This window comes from Ferruginibacter paludis (assembly GCF_030409685.1).
GTDB classification, from domain to species: domain Bacteria; phylum Bacteroidota; class Bacteroidia; order Chitinophagales; family Chitinophagaceae; genus Ferruginibacter; species Ferruginibacter paludis.
Map to the genome: position 1 here is coordinate 456,923 of NZ_JAUFQJ010000008.1, position 25,945 is coordinate 482,867.

The following is a 25,945-nucleotide window of genomic DNA, read 5'->3' on the forward strand; positions in this document are numbered from 1 at the left end:
CCGGCAGAAATTTATTCAACTAGCCACTATTGTATGACTGCCCTCTTCTCCATCCCTCAGCGGGTAATAAATTCTACTAAGCAAAAAAATACCTGCCGATCAAAACAAAAATAATTTGAACCTTAGCACCCGGCACTTGTAATATTTCTGGTGCAGAACTTGCTAAACAACAGCAAATTTGCTTATTTCAACTTATAACTATAATAACAACAACATGACAACAAAACAAATAGTGCTTGCCCGGAGACCAAAAGGCCTTCCGGTGGCAGCAGATTTCAGAACAGAAAATATAACATTGCCTGCGTTGCAGGAAGGTGAAGTGTTGCTGAAAGGATTGTATTATTCCGTAGACCCTTACATGCGTGGCCGGATGAATGACGTCAAGTCTTATTCCCCGCCCTTTCAAATTGATGCCCCCATTGCAGGTGGAGTTGTTGCCTCCGTTGTGGAAAGTAAATCTGCCAATTTTACAACCGGCGATTTGGTTACAGGCTTTCTTCCCTGGCGCACTGAAATAGTTGCTTCAGAAAAATTGATCTCTAAAATTGATACTACGCTTGCACCTGCAAGTTATTATATCGGCATCCTGGGTATGACGGGGCTAACCGCTTATTTCGGGTTGATGCACATAGGTAAACCCAAACCGGGCGAAACGGTAGTGGTATCCGGTGCCGCCGGTGCGGTGGGTGTTGTAGTTGGCCAGCTGGCAAAAATAGCGGGCTGCCGTGTGGTTGGCATTGCCGGGTCTGATGAAAAAATAAAATTGCTGAAAGACGAATTTGGCTTTGATGAAGCCATCAATTACAAAACCACAACGGATATGGAAAAAGCAATTGCAGCTGCTTGTCCTGGTGGTGTGGATATTTACTTTGATAACGTCGGTGGAACAATATCGGATGCGGTGATAGCCAATATCAATTTTCACGCCCGCATTCCTTTGTGCGGACAAATATCTACTTATAACAGCACTGAAGTACCGACCGGGCCACGATTGCAATCTATGTTGCTCACCCGCAGCGTATTGATGCAGGGTTTTATTATTAACGACTTTCAAAGTGAATTTGCGGAAGGCATTCAACACCTGGCCCAATGGGTAAAAGAAGGAAAACTTAAATTCACTGAAACCATTATCCATGGCTTTGATTCACTGCCAACGGCGCTGCTGGGACTATTCAAAGGAGAAAACACCGGTAAGATGATTGTGAAAGCATAGCTTGTTTCAACAACAAGCGTCAATCGCTATTTATTGTATGGCTGAATGGAAGCATCTTATAAAACAAATGCTGTCGATGGATACAGGCTTCGTATTTTAGTACAACCGCCATTCATTCGTTTAAAATAACATTCATGAAATTAATTTTTATTTCCGGCTGCTTACTCGTGGCAGCGTTAAATTCCATTGCTCAAAACAACACGTTTAAAATTGGGGAAAATTTAAAGACATCAGCCGCAAAAAATATACAGGCTGGTTATGAAGACTATAAAAGAATTGCATTAAATATTGGGGACTATGCCGAAGTCGGATTTAAAGAAAACAAAAGCTCACTCCTGTTACAAAATACACTTAGCCAGCATGGGTTTACAATTGAAGCCGGTGTAGCAGGAATGCCTACTGCATTTGTAGCCAGTTACGGAACTGGTAAACCTGTGATTGGTATTCTTGCGGAGTTTGATGCCTTACCGGGACTGTCACAGGATACCTCATTTACCAAGACGCCCATTGAAGGAAGAACAAGCGGACATGGTTGCGGCCATCACCTTTTTGGTACCGGTTCTGTAGCTGCGGCCATTGCCATTCAGCAATTGATTGAAGCTGGTAAAATCCGGGGCACCATAAAATTATATGGCACCCCGGCCGAAGAAGGTGGCGGCGGAAAAGTATACATGGTGAGGGAAGGTTTGTTTGACAATGCTGATGTAGTATTGCACTGGCACCCGGGTGATAAAAATGAAGTGACTTACAGCAGCGCACTGGCTTACCGTTCTGCCAAATTCAGGTTTTATGGTGTTGCCGCACACGCCGCAGCTTCGCCTGAAAAAGGACGTTCAGCACTGGATGCGGTGGAAGCCATGGACAACATGGTAAACATGATGCGGGAACATATACCGCAGGAATCCCGGATTCATTACGTAATTACAAATGGTGGCAAAGCCCCTAATGTGGTACCTGATTTCGCAGAAGTGTTTTATTATGTACGCCACCCGGAAAGAGCCACTGTTGAAATTTGTTTGAGCGGGTAACCAGGGCCGCCCGGGGTGCAGCAATGGGCACCGAAACGAAAATGGAGTATGAAGTAATTGATGGAACACATGATTTACTGATCAACAAAACACTGGCGGCAGATATGCAGACCAACCTTGAAAAAATAGGTGGCATAACCTATACGCCCGATGAAATAGTGTTTGCACAAAAACTGCAATCCACTTTTTTAGGTAAGATACCTTCACTGGATTCGGCGGCGATTGTTACTCCCTTGCATACAGATAAAAGCCAGGGGTCAACCGATGTAGGTGATGTAAGTTATATTGTGCCGACTGTGGGTTTATCCACGGCTACCTGGGTGCCCGGCACAGCTGCACACAGCTGGCAGGCGGTTGCCTGTGGCGGAAAAGACATGGGCACAAGAGGCATGATAGCAGCCGCAAAAACGCTGGCTTTCACGGCGATTGATCTGTATTTAAACCCGGCGTTGATCAAAAAGGCAACGGATGAATTCAACACACTTAAGGGTGATTATAAATACAAACCTTTACTGGGAGACAGAAAGCCGGCATTGAATTACAGGGATTAATTCGCCTGCTGCTTACAACGACTTAATTAATCTTCCACATATTCTTTAATGCTTACAGAAATGGTATAGCATCATTGTAGCAATAAACTGGAGATACATACCTGTTATCAACTATATTTGATAATCCACTTCACTCAAAATTTAATCATGCAAAAGCAATCACCATCCAAGCTGCTGTTACTGATTTCTGTAGGTCTGTTTTTTAGCTGCGCCAAGCAGACAGCTGTTCCTGCAGCTACCAGCCTGTCAGCTGATAAAAGTGGAGGCAATGCACTTAAACCTGTGCCATCGGTAGTAACCTATTTAACAGGAGATGCTGCAGATGTAACTACCTCACCCACTGCAGGTCTTATTTTAATGGGTGGTGGTACAGATGTGGATGCAGCCATAAAATGGTTTTTACAAAAAGCCGGTGGTGGAGATGTGGTGGTGATAAGGGCTACGGGTGCCGATGGGTATAACCAGTATATGTATGATATGGTGGGCGTAAATTCTGTTGAGACTATTATTATTGATAGCAGGACCAAGGCTGACCTTGCAGCAGTTACGCAAAAGATACGCAATGCCGAAGCGTTGTTTATCGCAGGTGGCGATCAGTGGGATTATGTTAATTACTGGAAAAATACCGGTACCGAAGACGCTATCAATTACCTGATCAATACAAAAAAGGTTACGGTGGGCGGTACAAGTGCCGGTCTTGCAGTGATGGGTAGTATTTATTATAGTGCACAAACGGGCAGTGTAACTTCAGCCCAGGCGTTAAAAGATCCATACCATAAATACATCACGCTGGGGCAAAATGATTTTATTGCTACTCCCCTGTTGCAAAATACCATTACAGATTCTCACTATACGCAGCGTGACAGGCAAGGCAGGCACATCACCTTTCTTGCAAGAATGATGAAGGACTTTGCATATAACAATATCAAAGGCATTGGCATAGATGAACAAACCGCAGTCTGCATCGACCAGACAGGCGCAGGCAAAGTTTATGGCATTAACCAGGCGTATTTTTTACAAAATGAAAACCTGGGGGCAGAAACCTGCATCAGCGGAACCCCACTTACCTGGAACCGCAGCGGTCTTGCAGTAAAGGCCTATAAAATCAGGGCCAGTTTAACCGGTAACGGAAGTTTCAATGCCACCAACTGGACGCTGGGTGGTGGTACAGCCTATCATTATTATGTAAACAATGGTGTACTGGTACAAAATTAATTTCGAAGCGGTTTTATAAAGCGCAACTACCATAATTGCTTCGGCATTGCTGAAGTATGAACCAGTTATTTTGTTGAACAATACATAGCGAGTAAAAGAAATTTAGGTTTTCATTTTAGTATGTAAACCTTGGTAGAAATGCAGCGTTATCAGGAATTGACCTTATTATTTTATTGAAAATTTGTCCGGTTAATAAGGTAATGAGGTTGCAGTAAATCAGGTTATTTTTCTACTAAGGTAGATGACCCGGTAACAATGATTAAAAGAAAGGCTTAAAGCAAACCCTGTTTAATAATACGCTGTATTATTTTTAAATGATGCCGCGTATGCAGTTTCAAAAATGTAATGGCAGGTTTCACATTCAGATCACCGAAAAAGGGATGGGTAAAGAAATGATTGGCAGGTAAATCTTTTAAAGCATTGACATTTTGTTGAACGGTTATAAAATCTGCTTGTATTTTTTCTATATTGAATTCCCCTTTCGGCTGTACAGCAGCCGGTGCTTTTACTTTTCCTGCGGGAATTTTTCCAATCGTATAAATAAAGGTTCTCATCAAATTGAACTTCCATTTATATTTCGCGGCATCTGACTTTTTTAGCGCATTCATAACCGCATTTAACACAAGTAAACTGTGTTCAATGTGCCAGCCCACACTGGCCTGGGAAATGGCGGGATTTATTTTTGCAGCATTTGTAATTTGCCCTTCCAGCTGCTTTACGAGACCAGATAATTTTTTCATTTTTAAACCCTTTTTGTACAATTAATTGACGATTCTTTTCAAATATACACCACTTAAAATAGCATCTCCTTTTTATACATCTATCTGGCATGAGCCCCCGGCGATTGCAATTCATCAAAAGTATTTGTAATTTTCATCCCCTAAAATAACAGGTATGAAAAAAATAAGACTCTGCACGTTTTTCTTACTGACGTTTCATTTTTTACTGGCGCAACAGCCCGATTACCGCGTAGTTTTTGATATGAGCACAAAAGATTCAATCAGTCAGCAGGCACTCATCCGTGAGGCGACACTGATCGTCAAGGAAAATCCTGACGCAAAGCTGGAGGTAGTCATTTACGGTCAGGGGCTTCCACTTGTCACCAAAGCACAATCAGGCCAGGCAAAGCCCATTCAAGACCTTATGGCTGGTAAAAATGTGACCTTTAAAGTATGTGCCTTTACCATGAAAAGAGGCAATCTTGTTGAGGCTGATCTTTTACCCGGCGTACAGGTGGTACCGGATGGCATCTACGAAATTATCAGCAAGCAGCATGAAGGCTGGGGCTATATTAAAGTAGCACACTAAATGCAATGGTTTTATTTAAAAAAGCAGCGCCGCAAATACATGTGCGGCGCTGCAACAAAATAGTATGCCCTTGTTCAGGCTACCGAGCAGTAAGCACAACCATGCTCCTGTGCACGGCCTACTGCCCACACGCCGGAAGGAACAGGCTGCATACCGGGCAGTAATCCCTGCAGCCATTCTTTTTTTACATCCTCTGCCTTCAGTCCCATTTTATCAGCGGTTGCCGCACTGTAAACGGTTATCGCCGCATCGCATACACAGAACATAACACCACTGGCCTGCAGTTCATCTATTCCAATGGCTACTTCTCCAAAACCAGGCACCTTAAAAGTGCCCTTCTGTGGCTTCCAGAAAGGATTTCGGGTGGCGGCAGCTTTCGTGGCGGGGTCATCGGCTTTAAACATTTCTCCAAATTTGTATTTGGACCACAGTTTATCTTCCATAGCATACGGAATGGCATCATGCCGTAGTATCACAACGACACTGCAATCATTTGCCGCGGAACCGGTCCCTTCATTCGTTAATAAAAAAACCCTTGGCCAGGCAAAGGGAAATATTTCTTTAGGGTGTGTGACATCAAAAACAATACGGTGTTTGCCTTTTATTTTGGCAAACCACGCATCAGGATCTTCAGGGGCCGTTTCAATTTTATTGTTACCGGTTGACTCCACTCCAGCTTTCATGGTAAGGGGAAACGCCAGCGATGCCACGCCAAGGGTGGCAGCACCGGAAGCCAGGAAACCTATAAATCCACGCCTGGCTGTAGGTTGATTTAACATGTTGAGTTCCATTGCTCGTAATTTTAATTGTAGAAGATATATTTTGACCACGAAAAATACAAATTAGAATCGCCACTTGCAAGCGATCCGTTGTGATAATTTTCGGTTACACACAGAATCTGGCAATAAAAAAAATCGTGTGTTATGCCCGGTTATTTTGGAATCAATTGGTTGTTAATGGTTAAATGGCCAGGGAAGACAGCAGGCAGGTCATTGTTGCTTATACTTCAGCGGCGAACCAGGCAAAAAGGCAATTAATTTTGTCCGGGCTTTTAGAAATTGATTCAGCATTGTTGCATCGCCCTCTTATACTTTTCAGCCCAATGCGCCGTCTTCAATTCGTGGTGCCCTTGCTTTCCTGATCTGTGAAAAGTTGCGGTCTGACCTTCGGTACCGACCGCAACTTTTCCACGGTCGGTACCGAAGGTCAGACCGTGGAAAACAAACACCACTGATATAAATTAAACAGCTGATTTCAACATAATCCGCTTCATCACCTCCGCAAATATTCCATAGGAATGCAACCTTGCATCCTGGTCATAGATGTGAGAGACCGCCATCACTTCATCCACCTTTGTCTTATCTAAAAAAAGTTGCATTGTATCTTTTATTTTTTCCGGTCCGCCAACAAATGTATAGCCCAGCATTTGCTGCAACATGGCCAATTCAGATGCGTCCAAAACGTCATTGATGTCATCCACAGGCGGTTGTAATAACCTTCTTCTGCCACTTATAATGCCAAAAAACATTTGCTGCAGCGAAGTGGCCAGCCGGGCTGCTTCCGCGTCTGTATCAGCTGCAATCACATTTACACAACTGATAACATATGGACTTGCTAAACTGCCAGAAGGACGAAAATTTTTCCTGTACAAATCAATAGCAGTTAAAAACTGTGCCGGTGCAAAGTGACTGGCAAAAGCGTATGGCAAGCCCAGGGCAGCAGCGAGCAGTGCGCTGTCTGTGCTGGAACCTAAAATCCAAATGGGGATATCAAGCCCTTCGCCGGGAATCGCCCTTACCCGGCCATTACTGTTATTTGCAGAAAAAAACTGCTGAAGTTGTTGGATGTCCTGCGCAAAAGTGTCGCCGGCCCTGATATTTTCTCCCCTGATCGCGTAGGCGGTAACCTGATCAGTGCCCGGAGCCCTGCCCAGGCCAAGATCAATGCGGCCCGGATAAAGAGAGGCCAACGTTCCAAACTGTTCTGCAACTATCAAAGGCGCATGGTTCGGGAGCATAATACCGCCCGATCCTACCCTGATGTTATTGGTTCCAGCCGCGAGGTAACCGATTAAAACAGACGTGGCAGAACTGGCCACTCCCGGCATGTTGTGGTGCTCGGCAACCCAATACCGGCTGTATCCCAATTGCTCAGTATGCTTTGCAAGCCGCAGACTATTGTGAAAACTATCCGCTGCTGTATCCCCCTCTTTTATTGTTGCAAGGTCCAGTACTGAAAAGTCGATATTGTGTGGTGTATTATTTTGCATGATTTGAACCGAAAATTTGTACGCTGATAACAGTTTGCAAACCGTAAAGTTCAATGGTGCGTTCAGGCGTAAACTGACACGACCTGGCTATGATACCGGCAGCAGGCAACAGCAATAGTAAAAAAGACTATAGCTATATACAGTCAAATCCTCAAAAATGCACTAATTATTACCGCCTGCTGAAAACAGATTTCAGCGGTAATAAAAGTTATAGCGATACAAGGATATTAAAAGTAGAAGGCAATACCCGCTCTTTTTCGCTGCTCAACAACAGCACATCAGCGCATGAATGTCAATTACAAATAAATGAGCCTGTTACTTTATCGATCTTTAATGCCAATGGTATGCTGGTGAAGAAAACTAAATTTGCTCCCGGGTTACAATGGCTTGATCTGAATAATTATGCCAAAGGCTTGTATTTTATCCGTAGCAAGGATTTAACCGAAAAGATCATAGTCAGGTAGATCAAAATTTTGATTTCAAAGGGTAAAGTCATCCGCTTTACCCTTTTTGTATTTATTGTAATTTCTCCAGGTAATCTATCATTTGCTTCTTCATTGCGGCATCCGGTAAAATACCTCCATCAGCTTTTAGATTATCCCTGGCATGGGATGGGTTACCCGTAGCAGGTATTACGCAGTTAACAAAGCGATTTGCAATAATGTATTTTAAAAAATAAGCAGCCCAGCTGTCGATGCCCAATTCCGCAGCCCATATTGGTAAAGGCTTTTCTTTCACTTTTGCAAACAATTTGCCTTCTCCAAAGGGACGATTTATAATGGTAGCAACGCCGAGGTCCGCAGCAATATTCAGCAGGCGCTTTTCGGCATGCCGGTTTAAAATGGAGTAATTGAACTGTACAAAATCCGGCACTTGCGCAATCATTATTTTTTCCAGTTCATCATGACTGTCGTCTGTATAATGGGTAATGCCGGTATACCGGATTTTGCCTTCGGTCTTCAGCCGGCGCAATTGCGGCAGATGTATTTTCCAGTCAACGAGATTGTGTACCTGCACCAGGTCCATGGTGGTTCTTTTCATCTTTATAAAAGAGGCGTTTAACTGGTCAATACCTTCCTGCAGACCGGTTGTCCAAATCTTGGTGGCGTAAAAGAAATCGTCTTTTACTTCCATTTCCGAGGTCAGGTCGCCGATCACCGTTTCAGCATTGCGATACATTGGCGAGCTGTCTATCAAACTTCCGCCAGCGGAATGAAATTCGTTCAATACATCTTTTAATGCAGGATAGTGTTGCGTGTTATCGACGTCAAATGTTTGCCAGGTGCCCATTCCGATTACAGGAAGCGCTTCACCCGATGATGGTATAATTCGTTGTAACATATTGCTTGATTGGATAAATTTACTTAAACTTATCATTGCTTGTGCCGCAAATGTCATAACAATTCTTTTTTTATAAGACCGTACCCTAATCCGCTTAAAATACATTGATGAATCAAAACCTGCATGAGGAAATAAAGCGAAATCAATTTACTATTGGGGAATTTTTGTAGCAGCAATCAGCCCTTTTACCCCTTATGTAGTTTGCGATAAAGGTTTACTATCCTTGTTGCGATGGATTGTATCAAACAGGCACATTATAATTTGTTATTTATTAAACAATTTAACATTCACTATCATTTATACAATCTGGTTCTTTTTTTGTGTGCTCGTTTGTACGAGCATGTTATAACGCCCTGCCCCAGTCAAAAATAGTCAAACAGTACTTTCAAATTTTTAACTGTATAGTGATCCATGTTTAAATTTTCTTTATGACAGATCAAAAACAAGCTGCTGATTTTAATGAGGATGAAAAACAAATAATCGAAGACATGATAACCGGTGATCCTGAAGACATGACGATCTTCGGTGTAAGCCGGCGACAGTTTCTAAAGCAACTCGCCGTAATTACCGGTGGCTTTGCAGCAGCACAATACATCGGACCGGATGAGCTTTTTGCAGCGCCTTCCGTACTTGTACCCGGCACCATCCCCATAAACAGTATAGAAAATGGTGTAAACGCTTCTTTCAATGTAAATGGTTCGCCGGTCGCACTGGAGGTGGATTCCCGAATGACTTTACTGGACAGCCTGCGTGAAAAACTACAGCTGACCGGCACCAAAAAAGGTTGCGACCATGGGCAGTGCGGCGCCTGTACGGTCATCATTGATGGCAACAGGGTTTTATCCTGTCTTACTCTAACGGCCTGCTGCCAGGGTAAAAACGTAACTACCATTGAGGGCCTTGCAAAAAACAACCAGTTGCATCCTATGCAGACCGCATTTATAAAACATGATGGTTTTCAATGCGGGTATTGTACACCCGGGCAAATATGTTCCGCACTGGCTTTAATGGATGAAGCGAAGAAAGGCGAAGCAAGTTACCTCACTGAAAACATCAGGGAAAAATCACTCTCCGTGCAGCTTTCGGACGATGAGATCCGGGAACGCATGTCGGGAAATATTTGCCGTTGCGGCGCCTATCCCAATATTATTGCAGCTATAAAAGAAGTGCATAGCGGAAAGGAAGTTGCACAAAACTGGCAGTTTGCCTGACCAGATTTATCAGACTTATAAAGTAACATTTCATGAGGCCATTTAAATTTTCCACCACAGCCGACAGCAATGAAGTATCAAAAATATTGATAGCAAATCCGCATGCGAGGTTATTGGGAGGTGGTACCAACCTGCTGGATTTAATGAAGGAAGATGTGGAGCGCCCGACTGAACTGGTGGAAGTTGGCAACATCGATGTGATGAAAATTGTATCACCGGCTTCTGCCACCGGAAGCATTGTTATACCAGCTGTTGAAAAAAACGCCCGTACGGCCAACGACCCGGCGATAAGGGAAAATTTTCCGATGCTTAGCCAGGCTATTTTATCCGGAGCTTCTGCACAGATACGCAATATGGCAACCAATGGCGGCAATTTAAACCAGCGTACCCGCTGTACTTATTTTTATGATGTAGCGATGCCCTGTAATAAGCGGGAACCCGGTAGTGGCTGTGGTGCCATGAAAGGCCTCAACCGGATGCATGCCATTTTTGGATGGTCAGATAAATGCGTAGCGGTGCACCCTTCTGATATGTGCGTAGCGCTGGCGGCATTGGATGCCGTAGTAAAAGTGCAGGGCGCTAATGGCAAACAGCGCAGCATTCCTTTTACAGCTTATCATCGTTTACCCGGCGATCAGCCGCAGAAAGATAATACGCTGCAACCCGGAGAACTGATAACGGCTATAGAAATACCCAAAAACAACTTTGCTGAAAATTCTTATTACCTGAAAGTGCGGGACAGGGCCAGTTATGCATTCGCACTCATCTCAGTGGCAGCAGCAATGGAGTTAAAGAATAACAAAATTGTAAGGGTCAGTATTGCCATGGGTGGTGTGGCACATAAACCATGGCGGGCAAGCGTTGCAGAAAAATATTTGCTACATAAGGAAGCAACCGAAGCCAATTTTAAGATAGCCGCAGCCAATGAGATGAAACTGGCCAAACCGCTTGAACATAATTTATATAAAGTGGAGCTGGGCAGAAAGGCCCTTGTAAGGGCCCTGATGCAGGCTGCGAATGGAGGAAAAACGATTTAAGAAAATCATTAAACCGAAGGATAAATGGCAATCATTGGTAAACCAATCAACCGCGTTGATGCATTATTGAAAGTTACCGGCGCAGCAAAATATGCCGCTGAATTTAATCAGCCAAATATGGTGTATGCTTTCCCGGTGCGCTCAACTATTGCAAAGGGAAGCGTCACTGCTATCGATAGTTCGGCAGCGGAAAAAAGTGCAGGTGTTATAAAAATATTAACGCCTGAAAATGCACCACAGTTAAAAGCAATCGATCCAAAAGTAAAGACAGGTGGTATGTTGGGTGAACAACTCCTTCCCTTGCAGGATAACCTGGTGTATTACTTTGGACAATACATTGCATTGGTAGTTGCAGAAACCTATGAACAGGCAAGAGCTGCGGCCTCCCTGGTGAAAGTAAATTATTCAAAAGAAAAACACGCCATTGATTTAAATACTGAATTACCCAATGGATACAAACCTCAGAAAGTTCAGGGGGAGGATGCGCAGGTGAATGAAGGAAAGACCGCACCCGTCATTGATGCAACGGCAAATAAAATCAGTTACACTTATACCACACCTACAGAAAATCATCATCCCATGGAGCCGCACGCAAGCATTGCGGTTTGGGAAGGCGGCGATAAGCTGACTCTGTATGATTCAACTCAGGGTGTAATGGGTGCCCGTGGCACGCTGGCTTATCACTTCAGTCTCACACCGGAAAATGTACAAATTGTATCTCCTTATGTTGGGGGAGGCTTCGGTTGTAAAGGCTCCCAGTGGGGGCATATGTTACTTGCTGCAATGGCGGCAAAGCTTGTACAGCGGCCCGTTAAACTGGCCATCACCCGGCAAATGATGCAGACCAATGTCGGACGCAGACCGGCTACACAGCAAAAAATGGCAATGGCTACAGATGATCAAGGGATGCTTACGGCTATTCGCCATCACACAGATAGTTATGGAAACAAGTCTGATTTTTTTGAACCCAGCGGTAAGCAAACAGCGGTGTTGTATAAAGCGCCTTTGCGTGAAATAACCTACAAAATTGCCAAATTAAATATTGGCACACCAACTTATATGCGTGCACCCGGTGAAACGCCCGGCACCTTTGCGCTCGAATCTGCCATCGATGAAATGGCTTATAAAATGAAGATGGACCCGGTTGCATTCAGGGTTTTGAATCACACAGCTGAAGACCCATCCAAAAAGCATCCGTTCAGCAGCGAAAATCTGCTGGACTGTTATACCATAGGTTCTGAAAAAATTGGCTGGCAGCAACGCAAAGCTGAACCGGGGCAATTGCGGAAAGGCAAACAGTTAATTGGCTACGGTGTTGCTACTGCAACCTATCCAGCCGGCAGAAGTGCGGCATCCGCAAAAGTGCAACTGATGGCGGATGGCTCGGTGATAGTACAAAGCGCCTCCCAGGATATTGGCACGGGCACCTATACCATCATCGCACAAACCGCCTCTGAAACGCTGGGTATCCCGGTTGAAAAAATAACTGTAAAGATTGGTGATTCAAGTTTTCCCCCGGCACCTGTTTCAGGAGGTTCTATGACTACGGCAAGCGTTAACCCGGCGGTAATGGCGGCAGCAGAAATGGTAAGAAAAGAGTTGCTGGCATTGGCCACTGCTGACGCTGGTTCTTCTTTAAAAGGAAGACGACCGGAAGACATTGGTTATGCTGACGGTAATTTTTTTGTAACGGCTGATAAAACAACAGCTGATTCCTACGCAGACATCATGCGCCGCAATAATAAAAATATCGTGGAAGCCTGCACTACGGCTATGCCTGCATCTGGCAGCGGACTTGGTGCTCCAACAGCACCGTGTATGGAAGCACCCATCGATAAAGAAGAAAACAGCGATAAAGAAAAATATTCTTTTCATTCTTTCGGGGCACAATTTGCTGAAGTTTGGGTAGATGAAGATTTTGGAACCATCAGGGTAAAGCGATTTGTGAGTGTGCAGGACGTTGGCAGAATCATGAATGAAAAAACTGCCCGTTCGCAAATTATCGGAGGCGTTATTTATGGCATCGGTGCTGCCCTGATGGAGGAAACTGCATATGATCACCGATGGGCCAATCCTACCACCAGAACACTGGCGGATTATCATGTACCGGTAAACCTTGATGTGCCTGATATTGATGTTCATTTTATCGGCAAACCCGATCCGCACATATCACCTATTGGTGCACGGGGCATCGGTGAAATTGGCACCACGGGTGTATCTGCAGCCATTGCCAACGCTGTATTTAACGCCACTGGAAAAAGGTTACGTGATCTTCCCTTTACACCAGATAAAATGTTGCTTAAGTCTTAATATCTCAAAGTGCTGGTCATGCCTGATATCAAAAAACTTGACCAAATGTTAAGTTTTGCCTTGTGCATTTCTTATTCCTTTGGATGTTGTATTTTTATAGCATAACCTGAAATGTATGCGCAGCAAACTTCTATTGACAGCATTGATTTTTACTTCCTTTGTAAAAGCTCAGACAGTTTTACCTGGAAGTTATGGTAGTCATCTGCAACAGCAACAATTTACAAGGATGAATCAAATGAATGACAGTTTGCCTCAGCCGAAATGGTTTATCAGCAGGTATGCCGGTATTTCTTCCAGCTTTACATTTTTTAAAGGCTGTAACGCCACTGTCTTTTCTGTTCCGGTAGGCATTCAGTTAAACCGCCGGCTGAATAACAACTGGTTTGCTTTTGCCAATTTGGCCGCCGCACCGGCTTCCGTCAATTTCAATCATTCTTTTATGTTTTCCAATACCGGCAAATTTGGGCAGAATAACAACCTGTTTGCACGTAACCATTTTGATATGCCGGCAAGCGCCTCCCTGGGCCTGATGTACGTAAATGATCAAAAAACCTTTTCGATTTCCGGCAGTATTGGCGTTGAGCGGAGCTGCTATCCGTTTATGCCTTTTAACCAGGTAAGCCCCAACGTTGCTGCGACCCCTTTTAAATATTAAGTTATTCTCTTTACATTCAGATCTTTTATTTGCCAAAAAAGATAGCATTTGATGCTGGGCGAAAAGCTATTTTATATCCGAACCGGCTCAATACCTTCCGGGAGCTATTTATTTTCCCTGGCAAAACACTTCTTCTGTTTGTGCCATAAAAATCATTACATTTAAAAGTCTGATTATAGTATCCCCGTCTGCTCAAAACAGTTTATCATTAATAACAACACGTGAAAAAATCTTTTTCATCTGCCACCTTTTTGATGGCGACATCCTTCTTTTTTGCAGCGCTCCGGTTATGCGCACAAACTGCAGACCCCTTGTTCAAGGCTCCCCCTGCCGGCGTACAATCCGTTTGGGTAAGTCCCGAAAATCCAACAGGTGAAAAAGGCCAGGGTGCATTAACCAACAAGGGTGAAAAAGGGAATGCATTTTTTATCATTGCTCCCGGCGAAACCAAAAGCATACTGGATATGAAAGGGGCGGGTATCATCCACCGCATGTGGCTGAGCGGCACCATCGGCATTAACCCCGAACAGCGAAGGGCTGTGCGCATTGATATGTACTGGGACGGCGCAAAAAAGCCGGCTGTCTCCGCTCCCATCGGTGACTTTTTTGGTATCGCACACGGGCTTATTGCACGGTACGACAACGAATTATTTTCCAGCCCCGAAGCCCGTTCGTTTAGCTTTACCATCCCAATGCCTTACAGGAGATCTGCTTACATCACCGTTACCAACGAATCTTCTACAGAACTCTGGCTTTGGTATGATATCAATTTATCGAAGATGAAAACCATACCGGCTGATGCACTATATTTTCATACTTATTGGAATCGTAATATAAAAACCACGCCCGGCGTGGATTACGTAATACTGCCCGAAGTGAAAGGCAGGGGAAGATTCATCGGTACCAACATTGGCGTAATCGGTGACTCATTGTACCGCGGTACATGGTTTGGCGAAGGAGAAGTAAAAGTTTACCTGGATGGTGATCAAAAAAATCCTTCGCTTGCTGGTACGGGCACTGAAGATTATATCGGCTCCGGATGGGGACAGGGCGAATTTGCGCTGCGATACACTGGCTCGCCCATTGCATCCAAAGAGCAGGATATATACGCCTTTTACCGCTATCATATTCCTGACCCTGTGTATTTTCATACTGCCTGTAAAGTAACTATACAGCAAATTGGTAATTCGGATAAGAACGGCCTGTTAAAAATGAAAGCCGGGGGTGCAATTGTAACGCCTGTGTGGATGCTGGGACAGGATGGGAAAAAGACAACACAGCGCCGCCTGCTGGATGAACACAATCCACCGAAATTAGAAGATGAAAACTTCCCCGTTACCTCCACTAATTTTTTGCGCAGTGATGATGTTTGTGCCACTGCCTATTTTTATCTTGATAGACCAGAAAATGGTTTACCCGCGCTGCCACCATTACAACTGAGACTATATAATTTAAAAACAGCTGTTTGGGAAAAGCTAAAACCGAAAGAATAAATTTAAGACTGATGTGCCGTCGCATTTCATCCCAATTCTTAACATGCAGCTGAATACAGCCAACAAATAATTCCGGTAATTAAAGTAGCAGCAGTTAAAAGTGATCATAGCCGGCTTAAAAAGACAATTGATATTGTAATACCAGTTCTCCCCGCCTGGAACGCTGTACCAGTGCGCCATTGGCATCCTGTTCAAAATAAGGCCGGTTCTGATAATTTAAAGTAAGCTTGGTGTTATTGCCATACAACAGCCAGTGTAAACCAATATCAAAAACATACATCCTGTCGTTCAGCCGGTCGTATTTTGCATACTGCAGATCTGCAAAAGGCTGCAAGGTTCCCTCGTTGCCAAACAACCTGTCTTTTAATTTATAGGCAGTTTGCAGATACGCCACGTTGCCGCTGCCAATGACCGGGAAAGCGTTACCAAAATTTAATTTGCTGAATGTGCTACCTGTGTTGTATGATCCGTTGGCAGGATTATCCGCCCCTGCGACCCTGATAAAACCCGTTCCATAATTATACCTGGAAAAACTGGCGTAGAAGTTATAAGCAGTACCCTTTTCTTCACTAACCGGGGCATCATAAAATACATCCACCGCAAACAAATTAATAGCTTCGCCCACGGTATCTTTCAACGCAACATCTGCATAGCGCATCATGGCATTTTTCTGGTGGTTAAAGCCAGCTCCGATATTGAACACTTTTTTCCTGCCAAGATAAGTGCCGGTTGTGCCGCTCGAAAAATTGCTTTCCTGGTCAAGAAACTGGTACATAAAGTATCCCTGCGTATTCATGGCTGGTGGCCTTGTTGAAAAAACAGCATTTGCATTAATGGGTTCAATCCCTGAACCTGAAGCGGTTTGAATGACAAAAGGTTTTCCAACAGAAAGGCGGTAATCCAGTTTGCCCAATTTGCCTTTCATGTACATGCCAAGCCGCCGTACATTCTGGTCATAAGTGTCATTGGTAACTTCCTGGTAAGCGGGTACATCCAGCACCGCAATGCTTGCCACACTTGCATTGGCAAAACGGGATGGCCCGTTAAAACCATTGAGGCCTACCCCTACAGACAGGTGCTTTTTTACGATCGCATAGTCTGCTGTTGCATCATGAAAAAAACTGCCGGCTTTACGAGCCGATAAATAATTCAGGCTGTTTTGGCCGAATTGTACAAAGAAATTGACACGGTCACTTATTGCGCCACTCAGTACAAAACGAATACGCCTGATACTGAAATCGGTCGTGTTATTTTGCGGAGTGCCCTGCACCAGCGAGTAAGGATTATTGGACGTATTGCGGGCCCATAACTGGGCCGTCATACCGAAGCCAATGTATCTGGAGCTGTCTTTACTATCCGTATAATATCTTAAACCGTTTTTTAATTTATCGGGAAATTGTGCATGTGCATTGGTTACGATACTGCATAGCAAAGCCGCGATAACACGCAGGTTATTCTTCATGAATCGGTAATATTTGTTCAAAATAGCAGCAAACTATTTTGACCTTAAGCAAGATGTTGATTTTTAATAGCGGCGTAAGCTACTGATTTTGCAAGATAGCGGCTAAAATTATTATCCCCTTTATTAAAGAATAAACGCTGTATCACCACATGCATTGGGCTGAAAAAATGAGTTCAAGTTAAATGGCTGGAAAGTACTGAGGAATTGTTTTTGTGCAGGCATTTAAATGACAAACCCGGGATATGAAATTTGCCATTCATTTGCTTATGAATCAACCTGTGTTGGTAAAACTGCTTTGGATTTAATTGTTGAAAGATGCAAGACGCTAAAAAAGTACTTTCCTTTAGTGGATTAAAAGGAAAGTACTGTAAAGAAAAAATTGAATAATCTAGTTCAGGAACAGCATATCTTCTTCGCTCAATTCAATGTCGGCAGCCAATAAATTTTCTTCAAAATGTTGCAGGGATGAAGTGCCGGGGATTGGTAATATCCAGGGAGACCGATGCAGCAGCCAGGCTAAATTAACCTGTACTGTTGTGGCGTTGTATTTTTTTGCAATGGTCAAAATCCGGTCGTCTTGTTTTGGCATTGATTGCACCAATGAAAAATAAGGCACCAGCGGAATACCGTTTTGCTCACATATGGAAAGAACTTCTTCTCCGCCCCTGTTTTCTCCGCCATGTACCATATTTAAAGAGGTACGCTGACCATGGCCATACATATTTTCTACTGTGGCAACCGGCCCCATTTGCATTGCCATCTCCAATTCAGCCACACTTACGTTGCTTACGCCAACGTGTGCTATTTTGCCTTCTTTTTGCATTTCAAACATGGCTGCCATTGATTCTTTAAAAGGCACATCACTACCGGCAATTACCCTGAAGTGTACCAGCGGTAACTTTTCCAGCCTTAAGGTGCGCAGGTTATTGTCAATGCTGCTGCGCAGGTCTTCGGGCCTGTTGAATGGTATCCAGCTTTTATCAGGCTTTCTTGCGCCGCCCACTTTTGTGCAGATCACCAGCCCGGCAGGATACGGATGCAGGGCTTCTGCTATCAGCCTGTTGGTAACATCATCGCCATAATAATCTGCCGTGTCTATAAAATTAACACCACTGCTAATACATTGCTTTAAAATTTGCAGTGCTTCCGCCCTGTTGGCGGGTTCTCCCCAAATACCCTCTCCTGTCAGCCGCATTGTACCATAGCCCAAACGGTTTACTGTTAATGGAGTGGTACTCTTTCCCCCGATAATAATTTGCTTTGCGTTCATATTTGTTAATTGATTTTTAGTGTGAGAATTAATGACGCAAAGGTAGGATGGAGGAAAAAACAGGTAGTTGCTAACTTCAATCCATTGCTTGCACAATTCAAACAATGTATGCAAGAAATAAAAAAGGCTGGCTTAGCTGCTTCACCGAAACAGTATCATAAGGCAAAAAACTTTTTAGCATTCATTGTGGTCTGTATTGCCACATCCGCCAAAGCAATATTTTTTATGTGCGCAATGGTGGCCGCTACATAAGGTAAAAAGGCGGGTTCATTCCTTCTTTCATGGTGAGGGAGCAGCACCTGCCGGTCAACATTTTTTGGCATCATGTAGGGTGCATCCGTCTCTATCATCATACGTTCCATTGGCATATAGGCAATCACTTCTTTTAAATGTGCAAACCGCTTTACATCGCTGACAGCGCCGGTAAAACCAAGGTAATATCCTTTATCCAGGTAAGTTTTTGCTTCCTGCAAGGTACCCGTAAAACAATGCACTACCGCATTTGGCAAGCCAGTTGAAAAATTATCTGTAATGCTGTTGAACCTTGCAAATGCAGCACGTTCGTGTAAAAACAGCGGCTTCTTAATTTCAGCTGCCAGCTGCAACTGTGCTTCATAACACTCTTCCTGTAAAGACCTTGGCGAAAAATCCCGGTCAAAATCCAGCCCGCACTCTCCTACCGAAACCACGGCGGGTTGCAGTAACAGCAGCCTTAGTTCATTGATACTTTCTTCATTAAAATGTCTGGCATCATGCGGATGAATACCTGCAGTTGCAAACAGCACACCAGGGTACTGCTGTGCCAGTGCTGCGCCCTGCCTGCTATTGGCTGTACTTGTACCTGTCAAAATCATCGGTTGTACGTTGGCGCCAATCGCTCTTTGTACAACGGCCGCCGCATCGTGATTAAATTGTTTACTGGTAAGGTTGATGCCAATGTCGGTATACATTACATTCATAAAGGTGATACTGGTTGTCGCTGCCATGAAGCAACTAAATATTTATACGAATGTAGAGAAGTTTAATTGAAAGCACTGATGTGCAAACCAGGTTGGCTGACTGCGGCTATTCCATAATAGTACTTTGAAAGGCCCCCGGTGCCCGTTCCAATTATTGCTCATAATTACAGATCACGGAAATGTATATCCGTATTGTAAGCCACCCTGCAGGTAATCACTGCAGGGATGGTAGCTGCACAGTGAAGTATTTTTTCAGGAGGCTGCTTTACCATTTTTAGGGCCAGTGCTACGCGGTTGTTTTGCAGGAGCCGGATTACTCCTTTCTACCTGGATAATTTTAATTACGGCATTCAGCACAGCTGCACCAATACCCAGACGTTGGGCATTTGAATTGACAGGTATGGCCATCATGGCTGCGGGGTTAAAAAGCAATACATCACCGGTTTTTGTAAGGGAATCTGCCCCGGGCGTCGCCACATATACCTGTATTTTTACCTGTTGATAACTGGCAGGAAAATAGCGTACAAAATAGCCACCATCCTGTTTATACCATTGATCTGTTTTAAGCGCAGGCTTTGTAATGGCTGATAGTTCACGCTGCACGGCGATGCGTTCAAAAGCTTCATAGGATGAATTGCCTGCGTCAAACAATTGTTGCATGCTTCTGTAAGTCCCGGCCAACGGGTTATCCGGTAATACGGAAGCTACTGTTTTTACAACGCCCATTACCCCGCCCTTTAGTTCAAATATTTGTTGAGATGATAATAGTTGGCTTGCCGTATTCCGCACATCCGGGGCGAGCCGGTTGTAACTGGAACCGCTCACCACAGACCATAATAACAGTTGTATGTTTCGCTGGGGCAACCAGGTCTTTTTGCGTGAGTTATTTAATATCGTTGCTACAATTTCTTTTCGATATCCCTTTATGGGAGCCTGGAGGTATGCATCCCTCGCAGTGGGTGAAGGGGTACCGGGTTGAAGGCAATAACTTTTAAAATCAGCTTCATAAAAACCGTTTGTCAGCACAATTTCGCCTTCTTCAGTTTGCGGTAAGTCGAGCAGTGATAAGGGTTGCTTTCCGGCAATCGAATCCTGCGGATCAACGGCGGGTGCAGCCGTTAACTTATCCTGTGTAGTTGCGCTGTTGCCGCTTTTTCTGTTACCGGCATTGCGTGCCGCAGAGGAACAGGCCGTAAAAAACAGTACGATGCAAATGTTTCTTAGTAAAGCTGTCGTCATCATTTTTTATTTAGTATTACTGCAGTTTGCTGGCTCTCTTTGAGCGTATTGAACCATTATAACCCTTCATTAAAAAACAACGTATATTTTGTTGACCAAGTATACAGGAACGACAATTTGTAAAAGCCAGGCAGTAAAGATGTACCCGGGCTATTGCGATGCAGGCGAAAAATACCGATCATCCCTGATAGCTATTTTTGTGTTTTTTGCAGCAAGCCTCTTTTGTAAATTTCTTTAAGGGGAGTTAGCTCGTCAGGCTGAAAAGTCTGTAGGGGTTTGTATTTACCAACTTAAAACAGAACGCTTGTTTGTGATAAAAAAGCAGCTCACCAGGTTCTGAGTGACTGTGTTGTTTCACCTGTTCCGCAAAGGTAAAGTGCCGCAAGCGCCGAAATAATTACTACACCTGCATGTGATTGCCGCTTACTAAAATGCCGGATGAACTGATGAGCAAATAAGCATCCACAGCAACCTGCCAACTACCTATTTCGCGTTTTTCCGTGGGCCTAATTTATATACCAGGTAGCCAAATCCAACCAGCAGGTGAAGGATGATAATACTAAAAATAATTACGCCTGTTGTATCCATGAATTGTTTTAACATGCAATGTCTCAAAAGAACCTCACAGGAACGGTATCCTTTGTTACACAGATGGCAAGTGGCTGATTTTGTACCATCTGCGGCTGCTGGCAGACGTATTTCAGGAGAATCGGCAGTGAATGAAAACACTTGTTTTTATTTTATCCTGCAGAATTCAAACCAACTGCTAACGGCAATCGTATATTAAGATGTGCATGAAACTGGTAGGTACTAAAGCCTTAACATTTATTTATCACTACATATTATTGCTTTAGCGCCTTTCACACATCTAAAGTATAAGCTGTTTTAAAGCTTTTGATTATGAAAAATATTTTTACAACACAGGAAATATTGCTGATGACCAATACCGAATTTTCTGGCCGGGAATACTCGGACAAAAATGAGAACCAGCCATCAAAAAACAACAACCAAAATAAGCTGGCGGAAGCTTGCTGGAATGGATTAATCCCTGCCATGCTGCCGGAATTGTTTGATGACCCCTGCAGCAAACACCGCACCATGTGGCAGCTGGCCGAATGCAATCACCTGCTATACGCACACCTGGGTGAAGATAGCGCCACGCCGGATATGGAATTTACCATTAACCCTTATGTGCTTATGGAAGAAATGAATGCCAATTAACAACGATTGGTCAAAATAGAAACCAGGCACCACCTTCGGGTGGGGCCTGGTTAACAAGTTTTAATTATAATTCTGCACAGGCATAAAAAGATGGGGATCAATAGAAAAATTCCCTTCATCCATCGGATAAATCTGGCTGTAATTCAGTCCTATAAAGGCCCTGGTTTCAATAACGTCCCAAAGGCAACAATTCCGCTTCAAACCTGTCTGAAAAATTTCTGGTAAAATTTCTGGCACAAGACCGTTCCAGCAGGCCGCTTTCAGATCATCTTTGGCTGCATCCTGGTTGCTTTCAAACGCATTTTTCTGCGCCAGCCAGTTGCGAAGTAAAAACCTGGTGTTGTGCGCCAGTAGTATTTCCTGCACGCTAGTGTTGTTTTTCATTGTATTGCTTGTATTGTTTTGGATGGATGGATAAAAAACGGGAATACAGTAAATGTAATACAGCAACCGGGTGAAAATTATAGTGAAATTATCTGTTACGTTATAGGAAATTTTCTACACTGATGATTCATTAGCCAATTGAAATCTTTAAAAAATAAAATCCGGCCATTTTTCGTTTATAAATTCGCCATTGCTATTTTTATTTTGCAATAATTGTCCACCTTTTACAGGTTGATCACAGTTTTGTATTTATTCCCGGAAAGTTGATAAGCTGAAGTGTTGGCAGCGACCTTACCGCGGATTTGACAGCACAAAAAATAGCTGGTATATTTAGCTTAAATTACAACCTACAACTTACCCCGATTGAACGTTTCACATCCAAATGCCGGAATCATGATTAAACTGCAGGTTATACTCTGCGCTGTTTTCCAGGTTTGTTGTTTACTCATGCATGCTCAAAATCAACCGATTCATTTTGATCACCTGGGAACCGACGCTGGTCTTTCACACAGCAATGCTTTATGTATCACACAGGACAGGCAGGGCTTTATGTGGTTTGGAACCTGGGAAGGGTTGAATAAATACGACGGCTATACGTTTAAAGTGTACAAGAATGATCCGCTGAATAATAACAGCATTTCCGACAATTTTATCTCAGACTTTGCAAAAAGTAAAAACGGCGATTTATGGATTGGCACCGGTAACGGCTTTTGCCGGTACAATAGCAGCAGCGAACAATTTACCCGGTACCAGCATAATGCTGCAAATAAAAACAGCCCGGGTGGCATCGGTGTAAATACTTTGCTGGAAGATCATTTGGGGAAAGTATGGATTGGCTATGATGCAGGTTTAGATTTGTTTGATCCTGTAAAAAATACCTTTGAACACTTTACCCATGACCCAAACGATGCTGGCAGTATAGGTGCGCCTTATGTAAATTATGTTTTCGAAGATTCCCGGGATAATATATGGATTTGCACGTCGAATGGCGGGCTTAATTTATTTAACAGAACAAGCAGGAAATTTACCCGCTTTACATACGATAAAAAGAATAGTCATTCCATCAGCACCAATGTGGTAACAACGATGTTTGAAGACAGCAGGCATCAGCTATGGGTTGGAACAGATGGCGGGGGATTAAATTTGCTGGATCCTTCAACCGGCTCATTTACCCGCTTTCTGCACGATGAAAACAACACCGGCACCATCCCTTCCAATGTGGTTTCCAACATCACCGAAGACGGAGATACAAACTTGTGGATAGCCACCGGCACCGGTGGCGTTTGCATTTTCAATTATGCTAAAAAAACATTTTTAACATATGCGCATGACAAAATTAACAGGGAAAGTATCAGCGACAATTCAATCAATGCGGTATACAGGGATACAAAAAGCAACATGTGGATCGGCACTTTTGCCAATGGTGTTGATCTGGTTGACCGTGATAAAACCAGGTTCACCCATTTTGCACAAATGATGTCTGACAAAGGCATTAGCAATAACGAAGTGCTGGGGATATTTGAAGATTCAAAAAAGAATATCTGGATAAGCACAGATGGCGGAGGCCTCAATATTTACAATCCCGCAAACGGCAGCTTCAGCCATTTGCAGCATATAAAAAACAACCCGCAAAGTATTTGTGGCGATAATGTGCTGAGTGCATGCGAAGACGCTGAAGGCAACATCTGGATTGGCACCTGGGCTGAAGGTGTAAGCGTATACAATCCTTTAACAAAAAAATTCAGGCATTATAAAAATGATACTGCTAACGCAGGGAGCCTGAGCAGCAACAATGCCTGGACAATCTTAAAAGACAGGAATAACCGGATTTGGATCGGCACTTCCGGGGGCGGGTTAAACCTGCTGAATGCTGATGGCAAAACCTTCACCCGTTATCAGTATGATGCTAAAAATCCGGATTGTATATTAAATAATTTTATAGCCCACGTTTTTGAAGATAGCGATGGCGATCTGTATGTTAGCACAAATGGCGGAGGCCTGAATGTGCTAAACAAAAAGACGGGCAAGTTTACGCATTATTTACACAGCGATACCGAGAACAGTATCAGCAACAACAATTTGAATTCTGTTTACGAAGACAGTGAAAAGAATATATGGATCGGCACAAAAAACGGGCTTAACAAATTCAATAAAAAAACAAAAACATTTACTGCCTATACAATAACCGATGGCCTGCCGGACAATGTAATTTTTGGTATCCTGGAAAATAACAATAAAAATCTTTGGATTAGTACCAATAAAGGTATCAGTTGCTTTAGCCCGGCCAAAGGAACTTTTAAAAACTATGATGTTTCAGATGGCCTGCAATCAAATGAATTTAAAGGCCAGGCATTTTGTAAAACCAGTTCCGGAGTGATGTATTTTGGCGGCTTTAATGGCCTTACCCAGTTTTTTCCCGACAGCATACAATCCATCCCGTTTGATCCGCCATTGGCAATTACCAGTTTCCAGGTATTCAATAAAGCAGTGGCGATTGCTGTTGATAAAAACGACCCGTCTCCATTAAAACAAAGCATTAGCGAAACCAAATCCATAACGCTCCCCTACTCAAGCTCCGTCTTTTCTTTTGAATTTGCGTCGCTTAATTACACAACGGGCCCAAAAAAGAGGTACGCCTATATGCTGGAAAATTTTGATAAGGACTGGAATAACGCCGGACCTTCCCGCATAGCCACTTATACCAATCTTGATCCCGGCACTTATATTTTTAAAGTAAAAGGTTTAAATAATGAAGGTAAATGGTCGGCGAACACCGTTTCCATTCAGCTGATCATCAACCCTCCATTTTGGTTAACCTGGTGGTTTAAAATGATTACTATATTAGCATTTACCGCAGTTGTTATATTATTTTACCGCTGGCGTGTACGCACTATCAACGCTCAAAAAGAAAATCTGCAAAAGCTGGTGAATATGCAAACAATTGAGCTTACCAGGTCGAACGAACTGGAACATAAAGCCCGGGTTGAAGCAGAAGTTGCGAGAGCAGAATCTGAAATGGCCCGGCAGGAAACCTTTGCAGCCAACGAGGCACTCCAGATTAAAAACAGGGAGCTGGAGCAATTTGCTTATGTGGCATCGCACGATCTTCAGGAACCACTAAGAACCACGGCAGGTTTTGTACAATTACTGGAGAAACAATACCAGGGAAAATTAGATGAACGGGCAGACAAATACCTCCGGTTTATTTCCGACGCTTCCGGCAGAATGAAACAACTGATAAGCGACCTGCTGGAGTTTTCCCGTATCGGCAACAATAAAAAACTACAAATTGTCGACTGTAACATTATAGTGGAAAATGTGCTGGCGGATATTTCATTGATAACCCGTGAAACGGGCGCCGTCATTCAGCACGATCAATTGCCACAGCTCATTGGCTATTCTTCCGAAATGAAAGCGCTGTTTCAAAACCTTATTATAAATGGCATCAAATTCCGCCGGCCGGGTGTTTCTGCGCAAATAAAAGTATATGCAGAAAGGAAAAGCAGTCATTGGCTGTTTGCTGTTAAAGACAATGGCATCGGAATCGAACCGCAATACCAGGAAAGAATATTCGAAATATTTCAGCGGCTGCATACCCGCAGTGAATATGAGGGATCGGGCATTGGTTTATCTCACTGCAAAAAAATCATTGAGCTGCACAGAGGAAAAATATGGGTTGAATCGGCTGCTGGCGAGGGAAGCACTTTCTTCTTTACCATTCCCTTTCTGACTAAAAATGAAGGTGAATAATTTAGCCTTTTCCGAAACGATACAATAAC

22 protein-coding genes are annotated in these 25,945 nt (G+C 43.5%); 13 read left to right on the forward strand and 9 right to left on the reverse strand.

The window, feature by feature from the left end; all coding sequences use genetic code 11:
• Positions 1 to 214 precede the first annotated feature (214 nt).
• The 4 genes from QWZ08_RS17230 (at position 215) to QWZ08_RS17245 (ending at position 4,007) form a co-directional block, all read left to right on the forward strand.
• Positions 215 to 1,213, forward strand: coding sequence for an NADP-dependent oxidoreductase (locus QWZ08_RS17230; RefSeq protein ID WP_290338745.1), 999 nt, complete (start codon positions 215 to 217; stop codon positions 1,211 to 1,213).
• A gap of 134 nt (positions 1,214 to 1,347) precedes the next feature.
• Positions 1,348 to 2,241, forward strand: a complete 894-nt coding sequence (locus tag QWZ08_RS17235; protein WP_290338746.1) for an amidohydrolase — start codon at positions 1,348 to 1,350, stop codon at positions 2,239 to 2,241.
• Complete coding sequence (locus QWZ08_RS17240) at positions 2,226 to 2,792, forward strand: zinc-binding metallopeptidase family protein (protein ID WP_290338747.1); 567 nt, start codon at positions 2,226 to 2,228, stop codon at positions 2,790 to 2,792. Before QWZ08_RS17235 ends, QWZ08_RS17240 begins: the two co-directional genes overlap by 16 nt.
• 147 nt (positions 2,793 to 2,939) lie before the next feature.
• Positions 2,940 to 4,007, forward strand: coding sequence for a cyanophycinase (locus tag QWZ08_RS17245; RefSeq protein WP_290338748.1), 1,068 nt, complete (start codon positions 2,940 to 2,942; stop codon positions 4,005 to 4,007).
• A 272-nt stretch (positions 4,008 to 4,279) separates the two neighbouring features.
• Here QWZ08_RS17245 and QWZ08_RS17250 read toward each other — a convergent pair whose 3' ends face one another.
• Positions 4,280 to 4,747 carry a DinB family protein gene (locus tag QWZ08_RS17250; protein ID WP_290338749.1) on the reverse strand — a complete coding sequence of 156 codons (468 nt, stop codon included), beginning with the start codon at positions 4,745 to 4,747 and terminating at the stop codon, positions 4,280 to 4,282.
• A gap of 154 nt (positions 4,748 to 4,901) precedes the next feature.
• Here QWZ08_RS17250 and QWZ08_RS17255 point away from each other — a divergent pair, with 154 nt between their 5' ends.
• Complete coding sequence (locus tag QWZ08_RS17255) at positions 4,902 to 5,315, forward strand: DsrE family protein (RefSeq protein WP_290338750.1); 414 nt, start codon at positions 4,902 to 4,904, stop codon at positions 5,313 to 5,315.
• Positions 5,316 to 5,389: 74 nt separating this feature from the next.
• Here QWZ08_RS17255 and QWZ08_RS17260 read toward each other — a convergent pair whose 3' ends face one another.
• Together QWZ08_RS17260 and QWZ08_RS17265 are read right to left on the reverse strand one after the other, a co-directional pair.
• The gene (locus QWZ08_RS17260; protein WP_290338751.1) at positions 5,390 to 6,106 is read right to left on the reverse strand and encodes a hypothetical protein; all 717 of its coding nucleotides are present in this window, start codon (positions 6,104 to 6,106) and stop codon (positions 5,390 to 5,392) included.
• 449 nt (positions 6,107 to 6,555) lie between these two features.
• Positions 6,556 to 7,584 (reverse strand): LLM class flavin-dependent oxidoreductase, encoded by a 1,029-nt coding sequence (locus QWZ08_RS17265; RefSeq protein ID WP_290338752.1) that lies wholly within the window; start codon positions 7,582 to 7,584, stop codon positions 6,556 to 6,558.
• A gap of 89 nt (positions 7,585 to 7,673) precedes the next feature.
• Between QWZ08_RS17265 and QWZ08_RS17270 the strand changes: the two genes are divergently transcribed.
• Positions 7,674 to 8,048 (forward strand): T9SS type A sorting domain-containing protein, encoded by a 375-nt coding sequence (locus QWZ08_RS17270; RefSeq protein ID WP_290338753.1) that lies wholly within the window; start codon positions 7,674 to 7,676, stop codon positions 8,046 to 8,048.
• Between the two features lie 52 nt (positions 8,049 to 8,100).
• Here QWZ08_RS17270 and QWZ08_RS17275 read toward each other — a convergent pair whose 3' ends face one another.
• Complete coding sequence (locus QWZ08_RS17275) at positions 8,101 to 8,925, reverse strand: aldo/keto reductase (protein WP_290338754.1); 825 nt, start codon at positions 8,923 to 8,925, stop codon at positions 8,101 to 8,103.
• 428 nt (positions 8,926 to 9,353) lie between these two features.
• On the opposite strand from QWZ08_RS17275, the gene QWZ08_RS17280 reads away from it, so the two are divergent.
• The 5 genes from QWZ08_RS17280 to QWZ08_RS17300 all read left to right on the forward strand — a co-directional run bounded on the left by QWZ08_RS17280 (position 9,354) and on the right by QWZ08_RS17300 (position 15,631).
• Positions 9,354 to 10,136, forward strand: a complete 783-nt coding sequence (locus QWZ08_RS17280) for a 2Fe-2S iron-sulfur cluster-binding protein (protein ID WP_290338755.1) — start codon at positions 9,354 to 9,356, stop codon at positions 10,134 to 10,136.
• Between the two features lie 32 nt (positions 10,137 to 10,168).
• The gene (locus QWZ08_RS17285; RefSeq protein ID WP_290338756.1) at positions 10,169 to 11,173 is read left to right on the forward strand and encodes an FAD binding domain-containing protein; all 1,005 of its coding nucleotides are present in this window, start codon (positions 10,169 to 10,171) and stop codon (positions 11,171 to 11,173) included.
• Positions 11,174 to 11,197: 24 nt separating this feature from the next.
• Positions 11,198 to 13,483, forward strand: coding sequence for a xanthine dehydrogenase family protein molybdopterin-binding subunit (locus QWZ08_RS17290; protein WP_290338757.1), 2,286 nt, complete (start codon positions 11,198 to 11,200; stop codon positions 13,481 to 13,483).
• A 115-nt stretch (positions 13,484 to 13,598) separates the two neighbouring features.
• Positions 13,599 to 14,138 (forward strand): hypothetical protein, encoded by a 540-nt coding sequence (locus QWZ08_RS17295; RefSeq protein WP_290338758.1) that lies wholly within the window; start codon positions 13,599 to 13,601, stop codon positions 14,136 to 14,138.
• Positions 14,139 to 14,359: 221 nt separating this feature from the next.
• Entirely contained in the window at positions 14,360 to 15,631 is a 1,272-nt protein-coding gene (locus QWZ08_RS17300) for a glycoside hydrolase family 172 protein (protein ID WP_290338759.1), read from the forward strand.
• 115 nt (positions 15,632 to 15,746) lie between these two features.
• On the opposite strand, the gene QWZ08_RS17305 is transcribed toward QWZ08_RS17300, so the two are convergent.
• The 4 genes from QWZ08_RS17305 to QWZ08_RS17320 form a co-directional block, all read right to left on the reverse strand.
• On the reverse strand, positions 15,747 to 17,093 hold the full coding sequence (locus QWZ08_RS17305) for a porin (protein ID WP_290338760.1): 1,347 nt from the start codon (positions 17,091 to 17,093) through the stop codon (positions 15,747 to 15,749).
• Between the two features lie 388 nt (positions 17,094 to 17,481).
• Complete coding sequence (locus tag QWZ08_RS17310) at positions 17,482 to 18,363, reverse strand: aldo/keto reductase (RefSeq protein WP_290338761.1); 882 nt, start codon at positions 18,361 to 18,363, stop codon at positions 17,482 to 17,484.
• A gap of 155 nt (positions 18,364 to 18,518) precedes the next feature.
• Positions 18,519 to 19,349 carry a TatD family hydrolase gene (locus QWZ08_RS17315; RefSeq protein WP_290338762.1) on the reverse strand — a complete coding sequence of 277 codons (831 nt, stop codon included), beginning with the start codon at positions 19,347 to 19,349 and terminating at the stop codon, positions 18,519 to 18,521.
• Between the two features lie 225 nt (positions 19,350 to 19,574).
• A complete protein-coding gene (locus QWZ08_RS17320; RefSeq protein WP_290338763.1) occupies positions 19,575 to 20,564 on the reverse strand; it encodes a hypothetical protein in 990 nt (329 codons plus the stop codon).
• Between the two features lie 897 nt (positions 20,565 to 21,461).
• Between QWZ08_RS17320 and QWZ08_RS17325 the strand changes: the two genes are divergently transcribed.
• A complete protein-coding gene (locus tag QWZ08_RS17325; protein WP_290338764.1) occupies positions 21,462 to 21,782 on the forward strand; it encodes a hypothetical protein in 321 nt (106 codons plus the stop codon).
• A 60-nt stretch (positions 21,783 to 21,842) separates the two neighbouring features.
• On the opposite strand, the gene QWZ08_RS17330 is transcribed toward QWZ08_RS17325, so the two are convergent.
• Positions 21,843 to 22,166 carry a hypothetical protein gene (locus QWZ08_RS17330; RefSeq protein ID WP_290338765.1) on the reverse strand — a complete coding sequence of 108 codons (324 nt, stop codon included), beginning with the start codon at positions 22,164 to 22,166 and terminating at the stop codon, positions 21,843 to 21,845.
• A gap of 393 nt (positions 22,167 to 22,559) precedes the next feature.
• On the opposite strand from QWZ08_RS17330, the gene QWZ08_RS17335 reads away from it, so the two are divergent.
• Positions 22,560 to 25,916, forward strand: coding sequence for a ligand-binding sensor domain-containing protein (locus QWZ08_RS17335; RefSeq protein WP_290338766.1), 3,357 nt, complete (start codon positions 22,560 to 22,562; stop codon positions 25,914 to 25,916).
• Positions 25,917 to 25,945: the final 29 nt, after the last annotated feature.

What these genes read in the sequence shown, in the direction of transcription:
- QWZ08_RS17285 (WP_290338756.1), top strand. Translation starts at nt 10,169, where the DNA reads ATGAGGCCATTTAAATTTTCCACCACAGCCGACAGCAATGAAGTATCA.
- QWZ08_RS17265 (WP_290338752.1), bottom strand. Translation starts at nt 7,584, where the DNA reads ATGCAAAATAATACACCACACAATATCGACTTTTCAGTACTGGACCTT.
- QWZ08_RS17245 (WP_290338748.1), top strand. Translation starts at nt 2,940, where the DNA reads ATGCAAAAGCAATCACCATCCAAGCTGCTGTTACTGATTTCTGTAGGT.
- QWZ08_RS17295 (WP_290338758.1), top strand. Translation starts at nt 13,599, where the DNA reads ATGCGCAGCAAACTTCTATTGACAGCATTGATTTTTACTTCCTTTGTA.
- QWZ08_RS17255 (WP_290338750.1), top strand. Translation starts at nt 4,902, where the DNA reads ATGAAAAAAATAAGACTCTGCACGTTTTTCTTACTGACGTTTCATTTT.
- QWZ08_RS17260 (WP_290338751.1), bottom strand. Translation starts at nt 6,106, where the DNA reads ATGGAACTCAACATGTTAAATCAACCTACAGCCAGGCGTGGATTTATA.
- QWZ08_RS17315 (WP_290338762.1), bottom strand. Translation starts at nt 19,349, where the DNA reads ATGGCAGCGACAACCAGTATCACCTTTATGAATGTAATGTATACCGAC.
- QWZ08_RS17280 (WP_290338755.1), top strand. Translation starts at nt 9,354, where the DNA reads ATGACAGATCAAAAACAAGCTGCTGATTTTAATGAGGATGAAAAACAA.
- QWZ08_RS17320 (WP_290338763.1), bottom strand. Translation starts at nt 20,564, where the DNA reads ATGATGACGACAGCTTTACTAAGAAACATTTGCATCGTACTGTTTTTT.
- QWZ08_RS17235 (WP_290338746.1), top strand. Translation starts at nt 1,348, where the DNA reads ATGAAATTAATTTTTATTTCCGGCTGCTTACTCGTGGCAGCGTTAAAT.
- QWZ08_RS17230 (WP_290338745.1), top strand. Translation starts at nt 215, where the DNA reads ATGACAACAAAACAAATAGTGCTTGCCCGGAGACCAAAAGGCCTTCCG.
- QWZ08_RS17275 (WP_290338754.1), bottom strand. Translation starts at nt 8,925, where the DNA reads ATGTTACAACGAATTATACCATCATCGGGTGAAGCGCTTCCTGTAATC.
- QWZ08_RS17305 (WP_290338760.1), bottom strand. Translation starts at nt 17,093, where the DNA reads ATGAAGAATAACCTGCGTGTTATCGCGGCTTTGCTATGCAGTATCGTA.
- QWZ08_RS17250 (WP_290338749.1), bottom strand. Translation starts at nt 4,747, where the DNA reads ATGAAAAAATTATCTGGTCTCGTAAAGCAGCTGGAAGGGCAAATTACA.
- QWZ08_RS17335 (WP_290338766.1), top strand. Translation starts at nt 22,560, where the DNA reads ATGATTAAACTGCAGGTTATACTCTGCGCTGTTTTCCAGGTTTGTTGT.
- QWZ08_RS17310 (WP_290338761.1), bottom strand. Translation starts at nt 18,363, where the DNA reads ATGAACGCAAAGCAAATTATTATCGGGGGAAAGAGTACCACTCCATTA.
- QWZ08_RS17270 (WP_290338753.1), top strand. Translation starts at nt 7,674, where the DNA reads ATGATACCGGCAGCAGGCAACAGCAATAGTAAAAAAGACTATAGCTAT.
- QWZ08_RS17330 (WP_290338765.1), bottom strand. Translation starts at nt 22,166, where the DNA reads ATGAAAAACAACACTAGCGTGCAGGAAATACTACTGGCGCACAACACC.
- QWZ08_RS17325 (WP_290338764.1), top strand. Translation starts at nt 21,462, where the DNA reads ATGAAAAATATTTTTACAACACAGGAAATATTGCTGATGACCAATACC.
- QWZ08_RS17290 (WP_290338757.1), top strand. Translation starts at nt 11,198, where the DNA reads ATGGCAATCATTGGTAAACCAATCAACCGCGTTGATGCATTATTGAAA.